Raw genomic sequence first — 17,772 nt, forward strand, 5'->3', positions numbered from 1 at the left:
TGTGATTAATCTTTAAGTATGAGTTCCTGAACGTCGCCATAATTGCTATAGCTTGATGTTATGACCTTGTCTCCGGGATTCAACCCATTCATTACCTCATAGTATTCTGTATTTTGACTTCCCAGGGAAATATCTACCCGGTAGGCGTGGGTTCCGTCTTCACTCAGTTTAAAGATCCAGTTACCCCCTGTTCCCTGGAAAAAGCCCCCTTTTGATACCAGTAATGCTTCCTTCTCCTCGCTCAATGCAAGTCGAATCTGTAGGGTCTGGCCGCGCCGGATTCCTTCCGGAACCTCACCTTCAAACTCCATATCTACCTGGAAACGTCCATTGGTTACCTGGGTATAGACTTTTTTGATTACAAGGGTATAGGGCTGGTTATTAAAGGTGAATGACCCCCGCTGACCTGAATATATCCGGGCTATGTAGTGCTCATCTATATCTACGCGCACCTTAAAACCGCTGAGCACATCGATTTGACCCAGGCGTTCTCCTTTTATTTTGGATTGTCCGATTTCAGCGTCCAGAGAAGTCAACTGGCCGTCGACAGGGGCTCTTACAACAAGGTCAGCCACTTTTCTACGCATCAATTCCAGAGCGTTCCGGGTCCGCGCATACGAGCTGTTCATCTGTTCTTGTTCCTGTCTGCTTGAGATGGAATCCTGCTTCAGGATTTCCTCGGCCAATTGCATCCTCTGTTTCTGGTAGTTGTATTCGTTTTCTGATCTTATGAGTTCTTGTCGGCCAATCGCGTCCTTTTCATAAAGTTTTCTGTTCAGGTCGAGTAAACGCTTAGCTTCTATAAGTCCATTTTCCACATCCGTATACTGGTTAAGCCTGTTTATTGTATTCTGACTGGCGGCATTTTGTGAAATCTGCATTTGGGTCAGCAGATTATAAACTGAGGTTTCCTGATTAACAAGACTTAGTTCCAGGTCCGTATTGGATAACCTCAAAATGGGATCACCCTGCTTCATGATCGCTCCGTCCTCCACAAACTTTTCTTCAACACGCCCTCCTTCGATGGCATCCAGATAAATGGTGGTTATTGGCATTACAACCCCGGTAACCGGTATGTTCTCCTGGAAAACACCCTGTTTTACAGTGCTGATGCTTAAACGTTCCCTTTCAACATTGAGTTTAGAATTTCCAGTGGTCGACATTACTATAAGAACCAACAGAATAACTGCCAGGATTCCTCCTCCTATCATTAAGATCCTGGATTTTGGGAATTTCTTTTTCTCGAGTGGAATGTCCATTAAATACCAATTTTATCTGTGTACTTAAAAAGACCGTGCCAAACACTTAACTAATTGATTATGTGGTATTTGCAAATTAATGGGTTTTCAAACTGTTTGGTATTGATACACACAGTGTCCGGAAACGATACACTTTTTCCTTAGATCAAATTAGTGGTGCAGATTAATCTGAAAAGGGCCTGAAAACCTTATTTTTGGGTAATGCAGTTAAAGGATGCCAAAATATTGATCATTGACGATGATGAGGATGTACTCACCGCTCTACGGCTTTTGTTGAAGTCACAGGTTAAGCAGGTGACGGCAAATAAAAACCCCAATAACATCAGCAACCTGCTTGCAAAGGAAAAGTTTGATGTGGTTATCCTGGACATGAACTTCAATAGTGTTGTGAATACCGGAAACGAAGGAATTTTCTGGCTTAAAAAAATTAAGGAGCTGGATCCCAAAATGTTTGTTATCCTGATTACGGCTTATGGGGACATTGACCTGGCTATACGATCACTCAAAGAAGGAGCGTCGGATTTTCTGGTAAAGCCATGGAAAAACGAAAAACTGCTCGAAACCATAAGGGCATTGGTTTCAAGAAAAAAAGGAATCAAAAATGCCACAAGGCTTACTTTCAGGAAAGGGATCAAAATTGTGGGTGAGAGTGAGGTCATGCAGGATGTCTTTACCAAGATCTCTAAGGTGGCACCCACGGATGCCAATATCCTCATACTGGGGGAAAACGGTACGGGAAAGGACCTCATCGCCCAGGCCATTCATGAAAATTCTTCAAGGAAAGACAGGCCGTTTATCAAGGTGGATGTGGGATCACTCACAACCTCATTGTTTGAAAGTGAGCTTTTCGGATATAAAAAAGGTGCATTTACCGGGGCTGCTGAAGATCGCATGGGCAGGTTTGAAGCCGCTAATGGAGGCACCCTGTTCCTGGATGAAATTGGCAATATTACCCTTGGGCAACAGGTACGTTTATTAAGTGTTTTGCAAAACAGACAGCTGACCCCGCTGGGGTCTAATGAGGTAATTGACCTGGATATAAGGCTTATTTGTGCCACCAACCTCAGCCTAACAGATTTGGGAGATGAGCAAAAGTTCAGGAAAGACCTTATCTATCGTATCAATACGGTGGATATCATTGTGCCCCCGCTTCGCGACAGGGGAACAGACATCACTTTACTCAGTCACCATTTTATAGACATGTATGCTGAAAAGTATTTTAAGGAGCCCTTTACCCTTGGGGAAGGTTTCATTAAAAAACTGAAAGGGCACCCCTTCCCGGGAAATGTAAGGGAGCTTCAGTATGTGCTCGAAAGAGCTGTTATTATGGCCGAAGGAAGGGTTCTCAAGGCAAATGACCTGGTTTTTTCCCCAATCGAAAGAAAGACAGAGCAATCTCAGAACAGAACCGTAAATCTGGAAGCCCTGGAAAAGGAAACTATTTTACAGGTAATAGAAAAGAACGAAGGCAATATTTCAAAGTCGGCCAAAGAATTAGGTATCACGCGTACAGCCTTATACCGCAGGCTTCACAAATATGATTTATAGATCCTTTTTCTTCTTTCTCGCATTAAGGGTGCTGTTGCTGTTGGGTACAGTAACCGCAGTGGCTTATGGGATCATAAATGACAACTACTTTATTATTCTGGGCGGCCTGCTACTGACCGTGATTTCGGTGGTAAGCATGTATCGGTTCGTAGCTAAACGTTTTGTTGAAATAGACGACTTTTTTGAAGCGGTTAAATATCGCGATTTCTCCAGGTGGTTCAGTGAAGATCGGGGCTCAGATGATATCAGGAAGCTGCATAAAGGCTTTAACCTGGTTAATAACACCTTCCGGGATATCAATAACGAACGTCAGGCGCAATTTCTTTACCTGCAAAAAATACTGGAGATCGTCAATGTTGGGATTGTTGCTTACAACCTGGAAAGCGGTGAAGTATTATGGCTAAATGATTCCCTTTTGAGTACCCTTGATTTGCCGTCCTTCAAAAATGTCAGTTTCGTTGAGAAAAGGCGCCCTATTATATTCGAGAAGTTATTTGAAACCTACCATTCCACGAATAATTCCCTCAAGCTCGACTTGCATGATGAGCAATTAAAAGTGCTGGTATCCGGCACTATTTTCCAGGTAGATGAAACCGCTTTTAAGCTTATTGCCGTCCAGAATATAGAGAAAACTTTAAACCAAAACGAGGCTGATGCCTGGAAAAAACTCCTGAGTGTCATGACTCACGAAATCATGAATAGCATTGCCCCAATCTCATCTTTGTCTGAAACCTTGCATAAACAGGTTGAAAATGAAATTAAGGATCCCGGGGGCTACAAGTTAGACCTGGAAGATCTTGATTCAGGGATTTTAAGCATAAGGAAACGGAGTGAAGGGCTGATGAAGTTTGCGAAAACATACAGGACGTTAAATAAAGTCAGTCAGATCAACAGATCGAGGATACTGATAAACGATCTGTTTGAAAACATTCAGCGGTTACTGCTGCCTTCACTGCAGCAAAAGGATATTGTAATTGAGTTTAAAAATACCAATCCCCGCTTAGAGGTTAATATTGATGTACACCTGATCGAGCAGGTGCTCATCAACTTAATCGTTAATGCCCGCCACGCCTGTGAAGGCAGGGAAGAGCCGAAGATTGTTGTCTCAGCCGAAAAATTCAGAGATGGGATCCAGATAAAGGTAACAGACAATGGGGTGGGTATACCCGAGGAAATCCTGGAGACTATTTTTGTGCCCTTTTTCAGTACCAAAAAGACCGGTAGTGGTATTGGGCTAAGCTTGTCTAAACAGATCATGATGCTTCATAACGGAAGGATACAGGTCCATAGCAAGGAAGGCCGGGGAACGGTAATGAGTTTAATTTTTTAGATACTGTTGGTCTGTGCTCTGGTCTATTCCTCCTGGCTTTGCTCGAATACAGATTTGGCTTCGGGCACTTTCTCAAATGTAAAACCAGCGATTATTTCTTTATCTGCATAGTTTTGAGACAGGCTTGATATTTCATCCTCAGACACCTTTGTATTCCGGATATAGACCCTGGCTATTCCAGATTCTGAAAGCAGTTTCCCCAATGCTTCCGCATCGATTTCAGTATCGTTCAAATTAACAGCTTCCAAATGCAATTGTTCCATGAGGTAGGCTGCTGAATGCCCGGTGAGGGGGTTTTTACTGAGGTCTGCCCGGGTAAGGTGAGGGATGGGGCTAAGCCCTTCAAGCATCTCATCCGAAAGTTTACATCCCGAAAGCTTAAGGAAGGTTATGTTTTTTGAAACCTGGTTAAGCAGTTGAATTTCCCGCTCCCCTATGGAATCACCCCCGTATTCCACATCCAGCAAAAAATTGTTCTCTCCAAGATAATTAGCCCTGAAACCCCCATTGCGAAGCTCCTTCAGAATCCCTTCGCTCAGGCTGTCTGCCTTAACCTTCTCGTAATAAGGCCTGGGACTGTAATCCAGGCCATAGTCCCGAATTAAAAGGGCAATCAATTCCCCGGAAATAGCATCCGATTTGAATATAGCCAGGCTGTCTGCTCCTTCTGCTATCCAATGCTTCAAGATCTGAATATTGGTATAGCCTATACTATTCCCCCTTGGAGGCATGGCAAGATCATCTTCCGCCGGCAAACTGATCCTCCTGAATAATTCGCTCTTTTCCGGGTTTCCGGCCACAACAGGTTTCCCGTGTTCTGCATCCTTAAAGAGGTCTCTATAAGATTCCAGCTTTAGTCCTCCCCTGCTTTGTTCAGAATTATGGCAGGCCACGCATTTATCCTGTAATACCGGTTTAAGAATGTCCTGGAAGATGAGGACGGAGTCCGGGTTCACCTCACTATTTTCCAGCAATCCCATCTGGCTTCCCCTGAGGATGCCAGGCCCGTATTCCACCAGGTAGTCCGGTCCGTGGGTCAGGTTGCCTCCCAGGTGGCCGGTGGCGGCAATTAATATTACTACAATAGTAGACCCCAGTAGTTTCAGGGTGTCTCTGGCAGCAGGAACTTTGATCTGGTAAAAGATCAGGATGAGCATCACTACCAATGTCAGGATGCCCAGCAGTTTATGATCGTCCAGGGCACTAAGGGGGTAATCATCGCTGAAAGAAAGCAGCCATCCGCTCAGGGCTGCGGCTATGCCAGCTAACAGACCCACGGTATAGGTCAGGATAATGATTTTTCTGGAAGAGATAATGCTGCGATACCCAAATTTTAACAGCAGCTCAAAAATATACCCCAGAATAAAGAATCCGATGGGTAAATGGACCAGGAGGGGATGAAATCGGCCTAAAAAAAGATCCCACTCCATCAACTGAGAATGTCTTTAACTACATCCCCGTGCACATCTGTAAGCCGGAAACGGCGCCCCTGGTATTTATAATTAAGCCTTTCATGGTCCAGTCCGAGGAGGTGTAAAATAGTGGCGTTTAAGTCGTGAACATGCACCTTGTTTTCTGTGATATGGTAGCCAAAATCATCAGTTGCGCCATAGGTGAGCCCTTTTTTAACCCCGGCGCCGGCCATAAGCATGGTATAGGCATCGGGATGGTGATCCCTTCCGAAATTGTCCTTGGTAAGCTGTCCCTGGGAGAAGCTTGTCCTGCCAAATTCTCCACCCCAGATAACCAGGGTGTCTTCCAGCAATCCGCGCTGTTTAAGATCCATGATCAAAGCTGCTGAGGCCTGATCTACCTCTTTGCACCTTTTCGGGATAGCCTTGGGCAAATTGCTATGGTGGTCCCAATTCCCATGGTACAGCTGCACAAAACGTACCCCCCGTTCTGCAAGCCTTCTGGCCAAAAGGCAATTACTGGCAAAGGTTCCAGGTTTTTTGCTGTCCTCTCCGTAGAGTTCGTAAATGTGTTCGGGTTCCCCGTCTGTGTTCATCACTTCCGGCACGGATGTTTGCATGCGAAATGCCATTTCGTATTGCGACATCTTGGCCTTGATAGCCGGATCTTCCCATTCGTTATAATTCTTTTGCTGTAGTTTTTGAAGATAATCCAATTGTTCCCTGCGAGTCTCCCCGGTCACACCAGGGGGATTATTTAAAAATAATACTGCATCCTTGCCGCTTCTGAACTGCACGCCCTGGTGCTCAGCAGGTAAAAATCCGCTCGACAGCAACCTTGTGCTGCCCCCTTCATTCCCCTTGGTCATGAGGGCAATATAGGTAGGCAGATTCTCATTCTCGGAGCCAAGCCCATAACTGATCCATGAGCCCATGGTGGGCCTTCCTGGAATCTCAGAACCCGTATGTGTAAACATCTGTGCGGGTTCGTGCTGTACGGATTCAGTATACATGGAGTTAATCATACAAAGCTCATCTGCGATCTGGGCCATATGTGGCAGGAGGTCGCTCATCCACATGCCGCTTTCACCTCGCTGACTGAAATTATAAAGTGGCCTTACAATGGGTTTGGTAGCCTGGGCAGCTACTGTAGCCGTTACCCTTCCCCCCATCACACTATCAGGCAACTCAACTCCGTGCATTTTCGTCAGGACCGGCTTGTAATCAAACAGGTCCAGCTGAGAGGGGGCGCCAATCATGTTCAGGAAAATCACCCTTTTGGCCCTGGGGGCAAAATGGGGGCCCCTCATACGACCAAGAGTGGATCCGTATAAGTTCATGGGATTCACCAGGGATGCCAGGGATATCGCCCCTAGCCCCAGGGTAGACTTCCCCAGAAAGTCCCTCCGGCTTAACGGTTTATGGTGGTGATCTTTCATGCTATCTTTTTGTGTATGACTCGTCAAAATTGAATATTGTGTTGACCACGAGGGTCATCGCAGCAGTTTTCTCCTTGGAGAGTTCCTTGTTAAAAGGTCGTTCCCCAACTGATAAAATAGAATCAACCAACATGGGTTTCCCGATAAACCTCTGTAGTGATTTCTCATAATGGGAATTCAAAATACTCAGTTGGTCCTGGCTGGGTTTCAGTCCAGTAGACCTTCGGAAGGCCAGGGTTATTTGTTTCTCCACACTGTCCGGGGATTCCATTTGAACCTTTTCCGATAACACCCTTGATGCTTCAACCATCTGGGGATCATTTAACAATGTGAGTGCCTGCAAGGGGGTGCTGGTAATATTCCTGCGTATGGTACAGATTTCCCTTGAAGTGGCGTCAAAATTGATCATAAACGGATTGGGTGCAAAACGTCTGGAGAAGGTATACAGGCTTCTTCGGTATAAATTTTTACCGGTGTCGGGTTTGTATTTTGAAAGTTTGCTTGAAGCCATAAAGACTTCCTTCCACAAACCGTCCGGCTGATAGGGTTTTACACTGGGACCACCTGTCTCTTCAACGAGCAGGCCGCTTGCCTTGAGGGCGTTGTCACGTATCATTTCAGCCGGCCAGCGATAGGATGGGCTCCTGGCCAGGTACCGGTTTTCAGGGTCTTTTTCACGCAACTCTTCCGGGCTGAAAGAACTTTGCCTGTACGTATGGGACATAACCATTTGCTTCAGCGCATGCTTCACATCCCAGCCGTTGTTCATAAAATCCTTAGCCAGCCAATCCAATAGTTTTGGGTGACTGGGGCGTTCGCCCTGGCTGCCAAAATCTTCGGCTGTTTTCACCAGGCCACTCCCAAAGACCATCTGCCAGTAGCGGTTGATGGCCACGCGGGAAACAACAGGGTTGTCCGGGTCAAAAAGCCATCGGGCAAGCCCCAGGCGGTTTTTTGGCAAGTCCGGGCCGTAGGGCAATATTTTATTAATACCCCCCGGCTCTACTTCTTCCCCGTGCTGATCGTACAGTCCCTTTTCCAGGATATAGGTCTTTCGCGGAGTTTCCATTTCCTGCATAACCATCACCTCATTGGCACTGTCGAGCATTTTGGTGATCGCCATTCGTGTCTCGTAGATTTTCTTTCTGTCTTTGATCAGGTTTTTGTCATGTAAAAACCAGTGTTCCCATTTTATCGCATCTGAATTAGGATCTAGATCAGCCTCGCCCAGGCCCGCCATTTCCCATTGGGAGAGCTGGCGGTCGAAAATTTTTATTTCATCAATTGCCCCCTGGAACATCCCTAAGTCATCCATCCACTTACGGTTGCTCTTCCCAACAACAAGAGGGATGGAATCTGGTTTGCCATTTTTCTGACTTATAGGGAGAATGGAGCGCTTTAGTTTATCAAAATGGGCTCTTGAAGGTACCTTCTGTCCATTCACAAAAATGGAAATCCCGCTTGCCGATTTACTCCCATCATATGTAAAACCAACCTGCTGCCATTGATTGGCAGGTATTGGTTCTGATGAACTTACAGAAATAATCTCATCTGGGAGACGGTGGATCAATCGGACCCTAACATGATTGCCAGAATCCAGGGCAAGGTCCCAGCCGCGATGATATTGAAAAACATGCCCGGAATTGCCAATGATGTTTTGGGAAGAACCCACCGAATCCTTTTCAGTTAAAATCCAGGTGCTTATACTAAAGGGGTCCATGTGGTTAAACTCACCCGTTTTAAGCAGTTTTATTATGTCGTATTCTTCATTAAAGTAAGCTGCCTTACCGTATTTCCCCTCGGTCAGTGTAATTTTCAAATTGGCTTCTGCTTCCTTGTTATTATCGAGCATCTGCAATTCCACAAACACTTTCTTTTTGTCCTCGGGCTTCTCTTTCTTTTTGTCCTTCTTATTCTTTTCTTCCTTTTTCTTTTTCGGCTTGATCTCTTTCTTATAGGGCTTTATGCTGTTAAACGCATAATGGCTTATATGGTCACCTGCAATTGTCTTGGGAAGGGGCTTGTTGTAATTAGTAATTGCATGTTTCTTTGTGTCCGCCAGAAGGCCCTCCTGTTTTCCAAGGGACTCCATATAGCTGTTCAGTTGTAATTTTTCCTCCTCACTCAAAAGAATCAAGGTGGGGGCCCTATCTGAATCGGTGGGTGCAAGTCCGTATTCTTCTGTATTGTTGAAAAATGCAGAGACCTGGTAGAATTCTTTCTGAGTAATCGGGTCAAATTTGTGATCGTGGCATTTGGCGCATTCCAGTGTCATTCCCAAAAGCGCAGTTCCGGTAAACCCTGCGCGTTCGTTCACATATTCTATCCGGAACTCTTCAGGAATGGATCCTGCAGAAGCTTCCAGTGGGTTCATCCGTAAAAATGCCGTTGCAATCCTCGACTGGTCATCTGCATTCTCAATGAGGTCTCCTGCTATCTGGTGGGTGATAAATTCATCGTAGGGCATATTTTTGGCAAAGGCTTGTATCAGCCAGTCCCGATAAGGCCAGGAAGTCCTGTATCCGTCAAAGGAGACCCCGTGGGAATCCGAATATCTCGCCACATCCATCCACTCCTGTGTCATTCTTTCCGCGTAAGCATTGCTAGCCAAAAGCCGGTCTACCAATTCTTCATATGCCTTCACCGAAGGGTCCTTGAGAAATGCATCTATCTCTTCCGGGGATGGGGGCAGGCCGGTAAGATCCATGGTGACCCTCTTTATAAGGCGTTCCTTGTCTGCTTCGGGTGATGGCCACAAACCTGTTTGCAGCAATTGTTCCTGTATGAAATTATCAATTTCATTTACCTGCTTCCAGTCATTCTCAATTTCCGGGACGCTTACATTATTTACAGGAAGAAAGGACCAGTGCTCCTTCCATTCCGCTCCCTGCTCCAGCCATTTGGAAATAAGGGCAATTTCCTCGGCGGTAACCGTTAATTCCGTGTCCGGGGGTGGCATCATTTCTTCCGGGTCAGTGCTCAGCATGCGATGTATCGCCTCGCTTTTTCCAAAACTTCCCCTTACCAAAGCGTAATTCCCGGATGCCAGTTTTTTGAAAGCTTCCTCCTCGATGTCCAGCCTGAGACCGGCCTTTCTGGTTTCAGGGTCCGGGCCATGGCAGTTGTAGCACCTGTCAGATAAAATAGGCTTTATGTGGAAGTTATAATCAATATGGTCCGGCAAGCTGGCATAGGCCTGCTCTACCTTCTCGGGAAGCTTCTGGGAACAGCTGAAAACCGAAAGAAGAATCGCCGTAAATCCCAAATAAAGAAAGTACCCGAAAATGGGGGTAGCTTTAAAAACAGTTCGGTTACTCAAGGGCTCTGGTTGGTTGTTTCAGAGGAAAGATAGGAAATAAATCAAAACTCAAGCCCTTTAAAGCTAGATGATTCCATTCTACCTTACTATTTACAGTATGGCAAGGGGTGAGGCAGGCGGGAGAATAATCTGAAAAAAACGTGTCAATCATGAGAATCCCCTCAAAACTGCTTTTATATTCAAATCCCTTTACAGGACATACATCATACGCCTGTATCAATTATATTTAAGCATCCTTCCTCATCATGGGGCAATGGGCAAACCTCCGGAAAAGCTTTTCTTATGACGCGTTTATCTTTCCTTTTTACAGTTGTTTCCTTCCTGACTTTGCTTTCTTGCAAGGACCAGGGAGGGCGGGCAGTTCCCGCTGTTAATAATACGCAAATTCAGAACCTGTGGGTAGATGAAACAGCAACTTATCTCCCAATTACCGCAGAATGGACCAACCGGGTAGAGGTGGCAGACATCAATGGGGACCGGAGGATAGACCTGCTTTTTGCCAACGGGGGGAACTATTCTGAACCCGGGGACCCTGAAACCAGTCGTATTTTCATTAATCAGGGGCCAGGGAAGAGGTTTAAGGAAATTACCGCTGATGTTTTCGGGGAAAACAAATACCTCTCCCGGGTTATAAAAGTTTCTGATGTAAACCAGGATGGGGTCCCGGATATTGTATTGGGAGCCACTTATCAAACCCAATCCCAGCTCTACCTGGGTATTGGCTCCGGGAAATTCAAAAACGTCACCGCAAATCATTTCCCTCGGGTAAAAGCCAGTGTGGGGGACATAGAGCTGGGCGATGTGGATGGTGACGGGGATCTGGATATGATACTGTCCGACTGGGGCCCCGGATCCAACATGGACAATTCAGGGGGGCGAACCATGCTCTGGCTTAATGATGGAAAAGGGGTTTTTACAAATGTTACGGAGGCCCAGATGCCCAACCTGCTTATTCAATTTTCCTGGGACCTCGAATTTTTTGATTTTGACAATGATTTTGACCTGGACATTGCTGTTTCATGCAAACGGTGCGCAACAAGCAGGCTCTTCGTTAACGACGGAAAAGGGAACTTTGAAAACCAGAGGCTTTTGCCGGCCTACACCAACAACTATGATTTTGAGGTCATGGATGTCAATAATGATGGTTTTTTGGACATGGTGACCATTAACGATGGTGAAATCGTAAAAGGGGAACGGTTTTCCAGGAGAGAACATGTTTTTCTGAACCAGGAAGGGAAACGTTTTATTGATGCAACCCACGCACTGTGGCCGGATTCTGAGAACATAGGCGAAGATGACAACAACAGCGTTTTTCTTGATTACGATTCAGACGGGGATCCGGATTTTTTGATCAGTTCCCTAACCGGGGAAGATCGGCTGATGGAAAATACCGGAGGTGGTCATTTTAAGCTGTTGCAGCCCGTATTAAAGGGCGCTCCAACACCCCTTACCCTTTCCATGGTACTGGGAGACATTGACAATGACAATAGATTAGACATTATAATGGGACAGGGTGAAGGGAGCGAGGGCATTGAAGAACGGATATTTATAGGCAAAAATATACCCCCGGATACGGCTGCTCCAGTTATTTCCCATTACCGCATAAGTGAAAACCAGGAAGAGGGAACGCTTATCGTAGAGGCCAGGATACACGACAACAAAAGTCCCAGTATGCCTCATGACTGGGATTCTGTTAGCCTTTCAATAGGAGAAGCAGGCAATCCCATTCCCATGAACTGGTACGGGGAATATCTTTGGCGGGCCAGTTTCCCTGCTCCGGCCGATGGAGATATCCTTAAAATCTGTGCTGTGGACTACAGCAAAAATGAAAAGTGTATCACCACTACCCTTCAAAGCGGACCTGCCAAAGAATGAGATGCCCTTTTTCACAGTAAAACCCATCGAAAAGTTGATGCGATTTAATCGCTGCGGGATTAAAGCCCGGGATTAAATAACTTTCATATTCCTCTTAATAGCCTAAAACCCCTATATTTAGGTCGTTAGATTTTTAAATACACCAACCAAACCACCTTTCCTTATGAAAACCCACCCAAGCAAAACGGAGCGCCTGCATGCGCTGGACTCCCTCAGAGCCATTATGATGATGCTGGGCATTGTACTGCACAGTGCCATAACTTATATCGGCGGAAACCCCAGTCCCGGCTGGCCCACCAGGGACTCCACAACAGACAGCGCCCTGATGGAATGGATTCTATACATAATCCATAATTTCCGAATGCCCATCTTTATGGTTATCGCAGGTTTCTTTGCGTCCCTGCTGTTTTTTGACCGCTCTCCCAAAAGGATGCTGGTAAACCGGATGAAAAGGATTTTATTCCCCTTTGCGGTTTTTCTTATCCTGCTATGGCCTCTGGTAAATGCGTCTTTCTGGTTTTCCAACCAGGTCTTTGGCTTTGCCGACCCGCTGGGAGCCACCAAAGGGTCTCAACTGGTCAACTCTTTCGCAGCCACCTTTACAGATCTGTCTGCATTGATCCCGGAAAGGACTATGCACCTTTGGTTTTTGTACTACCTGATCATGTTTTCAGTGGCATCATATGCCCTGGCACAATTATTTAAGAATTTTCCTGTGGTTACGGAAAAAACTACGGCCATACTCGATGTGCTCCTTAAGCGCCCGCTGGCCAAAGTGATTGTTTCCATTGCGCTTACCTTTGGGATACTCCTCTTCATGGACCGGGAATGGGTGGCTACCTCCCTGAGCTTTGTGCCTGACCTCAATACCTTTGTCTTTTACTTTTTCTTCTATATGTGTGGCTGGATCCTTTTCAAATCCAAACATTTGCTGAGTACCTTTATGAAATATGACTGGGCCCTTACCATCCTGGGAACCGCGATCTACACGGCTTATTTCCTGGCAGATACTGATTCCCTGGCTGCGGAAGTGCACATGCTCATAAATGCCACCTGTGTCTGGCTTTTTATTTTTGGGATCACAGGGCTGTTTTTGCGCTACTTCAGCAACCATTCTGCCCGCATGCGTTATATTTCCGATTCTTCCTACTGGGTGTATTTGCTCCACCTGCCCCTGACAGCACTCCTGCCAGGTCTGATAGGAAAATGGAACGCTCCTGCTATTATTAAATTCTCTATCGTGGTATTGGTAACCACCTTTATCTGCTTCCTGACCTATCACTACCTAGTGAGATCCACTTTTATCGGAAAGTTCCTGAACGGCAGGAAATATTCGAGAAGAATTAGCGACATCAAAAAGGCAGAAGTCGTAACCCAGCTAAAGCCTGCGATGGATAAATAAGGATAAAAGACAGCTGAGATATAATGAACGCTACCCCGGATATGATATCCGAGGTAGCATAAATGGTCTATAGGGATTTACCCACTGCCTCTTTTAGCTCTTTTTCTTTTCCAGGTTGAATACATTTCACTTTCAGTCCAAAGAATGGCCTGAGGAAACCTATCCGGCAGATCAGGAATTCATAAAGAAGGTAACAAACGATCCCTGTAAAGGCCACTATGCCAGCAAACTTCAAAAATACGGGGATGTCCAGTGGGAGAATAAGGTACCCCCCGGCATACAGCACAAACATATGCAGGATGTAGACGGGATAAGCCGCCTGGCTGAGATAGCTTAAAAGTGCGCTGGGCCTGTTCAGGTACTTATAGCTAAATCCAAATAGCCCGAAGATCCAGCAATTGGATTCAATGGCCATTACCCAACCCGGGATTTTCAGGTCAAATACAAAAAATCGCAGCCCGTATAGTGCTATGGCCAGGCCCAGGTAAAGCCACCTCCATCTCAAGAGGGTGTTCCAGAGATCCTTCCCGCTATACACAAACAAAAAGCCAAAAAAGAAGGCAAGCAGGCCAATAAAGAAGCCATGCCAGGTCTCGGCATACATTTCAAAAAGGGTCGGCTTAAGCAAGACCACCTCTGCCATAAAGAACACTGATATAGATAGCGGGCCAAATGGATTCTGCATAAAGTTGGATAAGGCTTTTTTGAATTTTCCAGCCTCATTCTTCCTGAGGTAGAAAAAGAGAGGCGACAGGAGCAATACGTAAACAAATATGTTCCCCAGGAACCACAAGTGCCCGGCATGTGGAAAATAGCTCAGAGGCATATTATAATAGGCTTGAAAAATATAGATGTGTAAGGGAGTGATCGCGATGAACCCGAACGCGAAGGGCAAAAGGATGCGCCTGGAGCGTTCCCCTAGCAATTGTTTCCAGTTTCGTTTGCGCAAGGCAAAATAAACCCCCATCCCGGAAACATAGAACAGCAACGGAATCCGCCATACATTCAATGCTGTCATTGGAGTCCACAGGCCTTCCATCAGCTCCGGGCCACGGATAAAACCTATGAACATGGCCCAGGGCTGGAAAATGATGGCAATGTGGTAAATCAGTAACAACCCAATGGCAATTACACGCAACCAGTCTATATCATGTCTTCTTTCAAGTTTCATGGGTGATATATCTTTAAATGCCTATTGTAACATCATGGCTACGACCGGGCGCGATTTTTCCACTTCTGCCATGTCAAGTTGGAAGCCCATGGGTGCTAACTGTTGTTGCAGCATCTCATAAATCGGTTTTACGTCTTCAAAGGGACCCATTACCGTTTGCCTTGGGGTGGAGCCGTATTTGTTCAGCAGGTTTTTGTTGGCCTTGGCGTCGATCAGTTGCTGCACAATTTCTACACGGCAAAAGAAAGCGGCTGAATGAAGCGGGGTAGTCCCGTCATTGTTCTTAATACTAAGGTCAGCGCCGGCATCAATAAGTGCCTGGGCTATCTCCTTTTTTCCAAAAGTCGCAGCAGTAATTAATGGGGTGGATCCGTTGAAAGGCTCCTTTACATTAATATCAGATCCCGCTTCAATATGCTGGTGTACTGCCTCGAGATCCCCACTTATGACTGCGGTATGAATGTCCACTTTAGGAGCAACAACGCTTCCTTTGAGCTCGGAATTCTTCCTGCTTTGTCCACAAGCCGAGAACAAAAGCATACTTAAGAAAAGCATGCTCAATGATTTTAATGTTGTGATTTTTGTAGTTTTCATTTTTGTATGAATTTTAGGTTTAAACTTTACACTTACAAAGTTCCTGCAGATGGTGATGCAAGACTAATCAAGGATGCGCTCAAATACATAAGCCTTGAGGAGGGCGTTGCAAAATTTGAAGCGCGGATAGCAATTATGACGCAAACACCTTAATTAGGTGCCGGAATTTGGGAGATTCAGCTGGGCGCAGTTGCCATTATTTTTTCTAATTTCGAACTAACCATGAGCAGCATGTCCAATCCATCCCCATTTATAGAGCAGGCCAGAGACCTCGTCCTGGAAAACCTGTCCAATGAACAGTTTGGTGTGTCTGAACTGGCCGGGGCAATGCATATGAGCCGATCCAACTTGCTGCGAAAGGTAAAGAAGGAGACCGGGCTTTCTGCCAGTCAGTTTATACGGAAAATACGCCTGCAGGAGGCCATGGAGTTGCTTCGGGAAAACACCCATACCGTTTCGGAGGTTTCCTATAAGGTAGGTTTTGGAAGTTCTTCCTATTTTATCAAATGCTTTCGTGAACAGTATGGCTATCCCCCGGGGGAAGCTGCCAAAATGGAATTTCGGGAACCTGAGGTCCAACCAAAATTACCCGTCAAATGGGTAGCGGCAGCCACCCTTGTTCTCTTGCTGTTCGCCCTTGTACTGTACAAATTTTCGCCACCAGAAGAGGAGGTAATCCTGGAAAAATCCATCGCTGTCCTTCCCTTTAAGAACGAGAGCAGTGATGCAACCAATGTGTATTTTATCAACGGCTTAATGGAATCTACCCTGAACAAGTTGCAAAAGATTGAGGATGTCCGGGTAGTAAGTCGCACCTCTGTGGAAAAATACCGAAACGAAGTCCGCAGTGTTGCTGAGATCGCCAGAGAGCTGAACGTCAATTACCTGGTGGAGGGCAGCGGACAACGGGTGGGCGACCAGGTGTTGCTCAATATTCAATTGATAGAAGCGGCCAATGACAGGCCTGTCTGGTCTGAGCAGTACAGCCGTGAAGTAACAGATATTTTTGCCCTGCAAAACGAAGTGGCCCGAAAGATTGCAGAGGCTGTTGAGGCCATTGTGACCCCCGCAGAACGGGAACGGATGGAGAAAAAGCCCACAGAGAATTTGCTGGCCTATGATTACTTCCTGCAGGGACAGGACCAGTTTTACCGGCGAACAGCAGAAGGCCTCGAAAAGGCGATTCCCCTATTTGAAAAAGCCGTTGCAGAGGATCCGCAATTCTCCCTGGCCTATGCCAACCTGGCTATTGCCTATTATTTTAAAGATGAAAACCGAAAAGAAAAACAGTATACGGAAGTCATCAATAACTATGCAGACAAAGCCCTCCTGTACGACTCCCAATCGGCTGAAAGCCTGATCGCCAAAGCCCTGTACTACACCCTGACCGGGGAGTACCGCCTGGCTCTGCCGCACCTGGAGAAGGCGCTGGAATACAACCCAAACTCCTCCGCTGCTATACAAACCCTGGCAGATTACTATGCACGGGTAATCCCCAATACCGGGAAATACCTGGAATACGCTCTGAAAGGAATACAGATTGATATTGCTGCGAATGACTCCCTTTCCGGAAGCTATATCTACCTGCATTTAAGCAACGCCTTTGTTCAAAGCGGTTTTGTAGATGAGGCCCTCAGCGCCATTGACAAGTCGCTCGACTACGACCCCGGGAATTATTATGCGCCTATGGTCAGGGCCTTTGTGCTGTATGCCAAGAATAAGGACCTGAAGCAGACCAGGGATTTGCTGATTGCTGAACTGGAGAAGGATACCACTCGTTTGGATATCCTGCAGGAAGTGGCTAAACTCTACTATTTTGAGGAGGATTATGAACAGGCCTTTACATATTATAAGAAGTTTGTTGCGGCCCGAAGGCAATTCGGCCTGGACATCTACAAACATGAGGATATCAAGATTGGTATGGTCTACGAGCAAATGGGCCTGGATGAAGAAGCAGCTGGCTTTTTCGAGTCTTATGCGGCCTATTGCGAGGACGATGCCTCCATCTACAGATCGGCCAGTATGGCAGTAAAACATGTGCATCGCGGACAGCTGGACGAAGCTATCGCGCAATTAAAGGTCTTTGCCCAGCAGGACAACATTCAGTACTGGATATTATTGTTCATGGAGAAGGACCCGATCATGAAACCCTTGCTAAACCATCCCGAGTTTGAGGGCATCATGGACAAAATCAAAACCCGCTTCTGGGAAAACCAGGAGAAGCTAAAAAAAGACCTGGAGGATAAGGGGCTGTTGTAGGGTTCATATCCTTATTAAGAACTCTATAAAAAATAAAGCCCACGCACCATAAGGAGTGTGGGCTTTGCGCTTGATGTGGTCCCACCTGGGTTCATTTACTGGCGGAAAAGGTCCGGATTCTCCTTTCTCCGGCAAATGGAAAATCCTGATTTCTTATCTTGGTA

General features: G+C 46.1%; 11 protein-coding genes. 5 read left to right on the forward strand and 6 right to left on the reverse strand.

Translation table 11 applies throughout. The annotated features are described in order from the left end of the window. Nucleotides 1-5: 5 nt before the first annotated feature. Nucleotides 6-1,259 carry an efflux RND transporter periplasmic adaptor subunit gene (locus OO016_RS02510; RefSeq protein WP_266010558.1) on the reverse strand — a complete coding sequence of 418 codons (1,254 nt, stop codon included), beginning with the start codon at nt 1,257-1,259 and terminating at the stop codon, nt 6-8. Nucleotides 1,260-1,460: 201 nt separating this feature from the next. Here OO016_RS02510 and OO016_RS02515 point away from each other — a divergent pair, with 201 nt between their 5' ends. Together OO016_RS02515 and OO016_RS02520 are read left to right on the forward strand one after the other, a co-directional pair. Continuing rightward, a complete protein-coding gene (locus OO016_RS02515; protein ID WP_266010560.1) occupies nt 1,461-2,807 on the forward strand; it encodes a sigma-54-dependent transcriptional regulator in 1,347 nt (448 codons plus the stop codon). Then, nucleotides 2,797-4,137, forward strand: a complete 1,341-nt coding sequence (locus tag OO016_RS02520) for a sensor histidine kinase (RefSeq protein ID WP_266010562.1) — start codon at nt 2,797-2,799, stop codon at nt 4,135-4,137. The genes OO016_RS02515 and OO016_RS02520 overlap by 11 nt, the downstream gene beginning before the upstream one ends. A gap of 23 nt (nt 4,138-4,160) precedes the next feature. Here OO016_RS02520 and OO016_RS02525 read toward each other — a convergent pair whose 3' ends face one another. Genes OO016_RS02525 through OO016_RS02535 form a run of 3 tightly spaced genes read right to left on the reverse strand, consistent with a single transcriptional unit; the run spans nt 4,161 to nt 10,307 of the window. Then, nucleotides 4,161-5,567: a c-type cytochrome domain-containing protein gene (locus OO016_RS02525; protein ID WP_266010564.1), complete on the reverse strand. Its 1,407-nt coding sequence runs from the start codon at nt 5,565-5,567 to the stop codon at nt 4,161-4,163. Then, on the reverse strand, nt 5,567-6,988 hold the full coding sequence (locus OO016_RS02530) for a DUF1501 domain-containing protein (protein WP_266010566.1): 1,422 nt from the start codon (nt 6,986-6,988) through the stop codon (nt 5,567-5,569). Before OO016_RS02530 ends, OO016_RS02525 begins: the two co-directional genes overlap by 1 nt. Before the next feature lies 1 nt (nt 6,989). Then, nucleotides 6,990-10,307 carry a DUF1553 domain-containing protein gene (locus OO016_RS02535; protein WP_266010568.1) on the reverse strand — a complete coding sequence of 1,106 codons (3,318 nt, stop codon included), beginning with the start codon at nt 10,305-10,307 and terminating at the stop codon, nt 6,990-6,992. A gap of 282 nt (nt 10,308-10,589) precedes the next feature. On the opposite strand from OO016_RS02535, the gene OO016_RS02540 reads away from it, so the two are divergent. Further along, complete coding sequence (locus OO016_RS02540; protein WP_266010570.1) at nt 10,590-12,182, forward strand: FG-GAP repeat domain-containing protein; 1,593 nt, start codon at nt 10,590-10,592, stop codon at nt 12,180-12,182. A 163-nt stretch (nt 12,183-12,345) separates the two neighbouring features. Further along, nucleotides 12,346-13,584 (forward strand): acyltransferase family protein, encoded by a 1,239-nt coding sequence (locus tag OO016_RS02545; protein WP_266010572.1) that lies wholly within the window; start codon nt 12,346-12,348, stop codon nt 13,582-13,584. 67 nt (nt 13,585-13,651) lie between these two features. On the opposite strand, the gene OO016_RS02550 is transcribed toward OO016_RS02545, so the two are convergent. Next, nucleotides 13,652-14,755 carry an acyltransferase family protein gene (locus OO016_RS02550; protein ID WP_266010574.1) on the reverse strand — a complete coding sequence of 368 codons (1,104 nt, stop codon included), beginning with the start codon at nt 14,753-14,755 and terminating at the stop codon, nt 13,652-13,654. Between the two features lie 21 nt (nt 14,756-14,776). Further along, nucleotides 14,777-15,349 carry an ankyrin repeat domain-containing protein gene (locus OO016_RS02555; RefSeq protein WP_266010576.1) on the reverse strand — a complete coding sequence of 191 codons (573 nt, stop codon included), beginning with the start codon at nt 15,347-15,349 and terminating at the stop codon, nt 14,777-14,779. Nucleotides 15,350-15,580: 231 nt separating this feature from the next. Between OO016_RS02555 and OO016_RS02560 the strand changes: the two genes are divergently transcribed. After that, nucleotides 15,581-17,608 (forward strand): helix-turn-helix domain-containing protein, encoded by a 2,028-nt coding sequence (locus OO016_RS02560; protein WP_266010578.1) that lies wholly within the window; start codon nt 15,581-15,583, stop codon nt 17,606-17,608. Nucleotides 17,609-17,772 lie beyond the last annotated feature (164 nt).

Source organism: Lentiprolixibacter aurantiacus (genome assembly GCF_026241225.1).
Classification (GTDB): Bacteria; Bacteroidota; Bacteroidia; order Flavobacteriales; family Flavobacteriaceae; genus Lentiprolixibacter; species Lentiprolixibacter aurantiacus.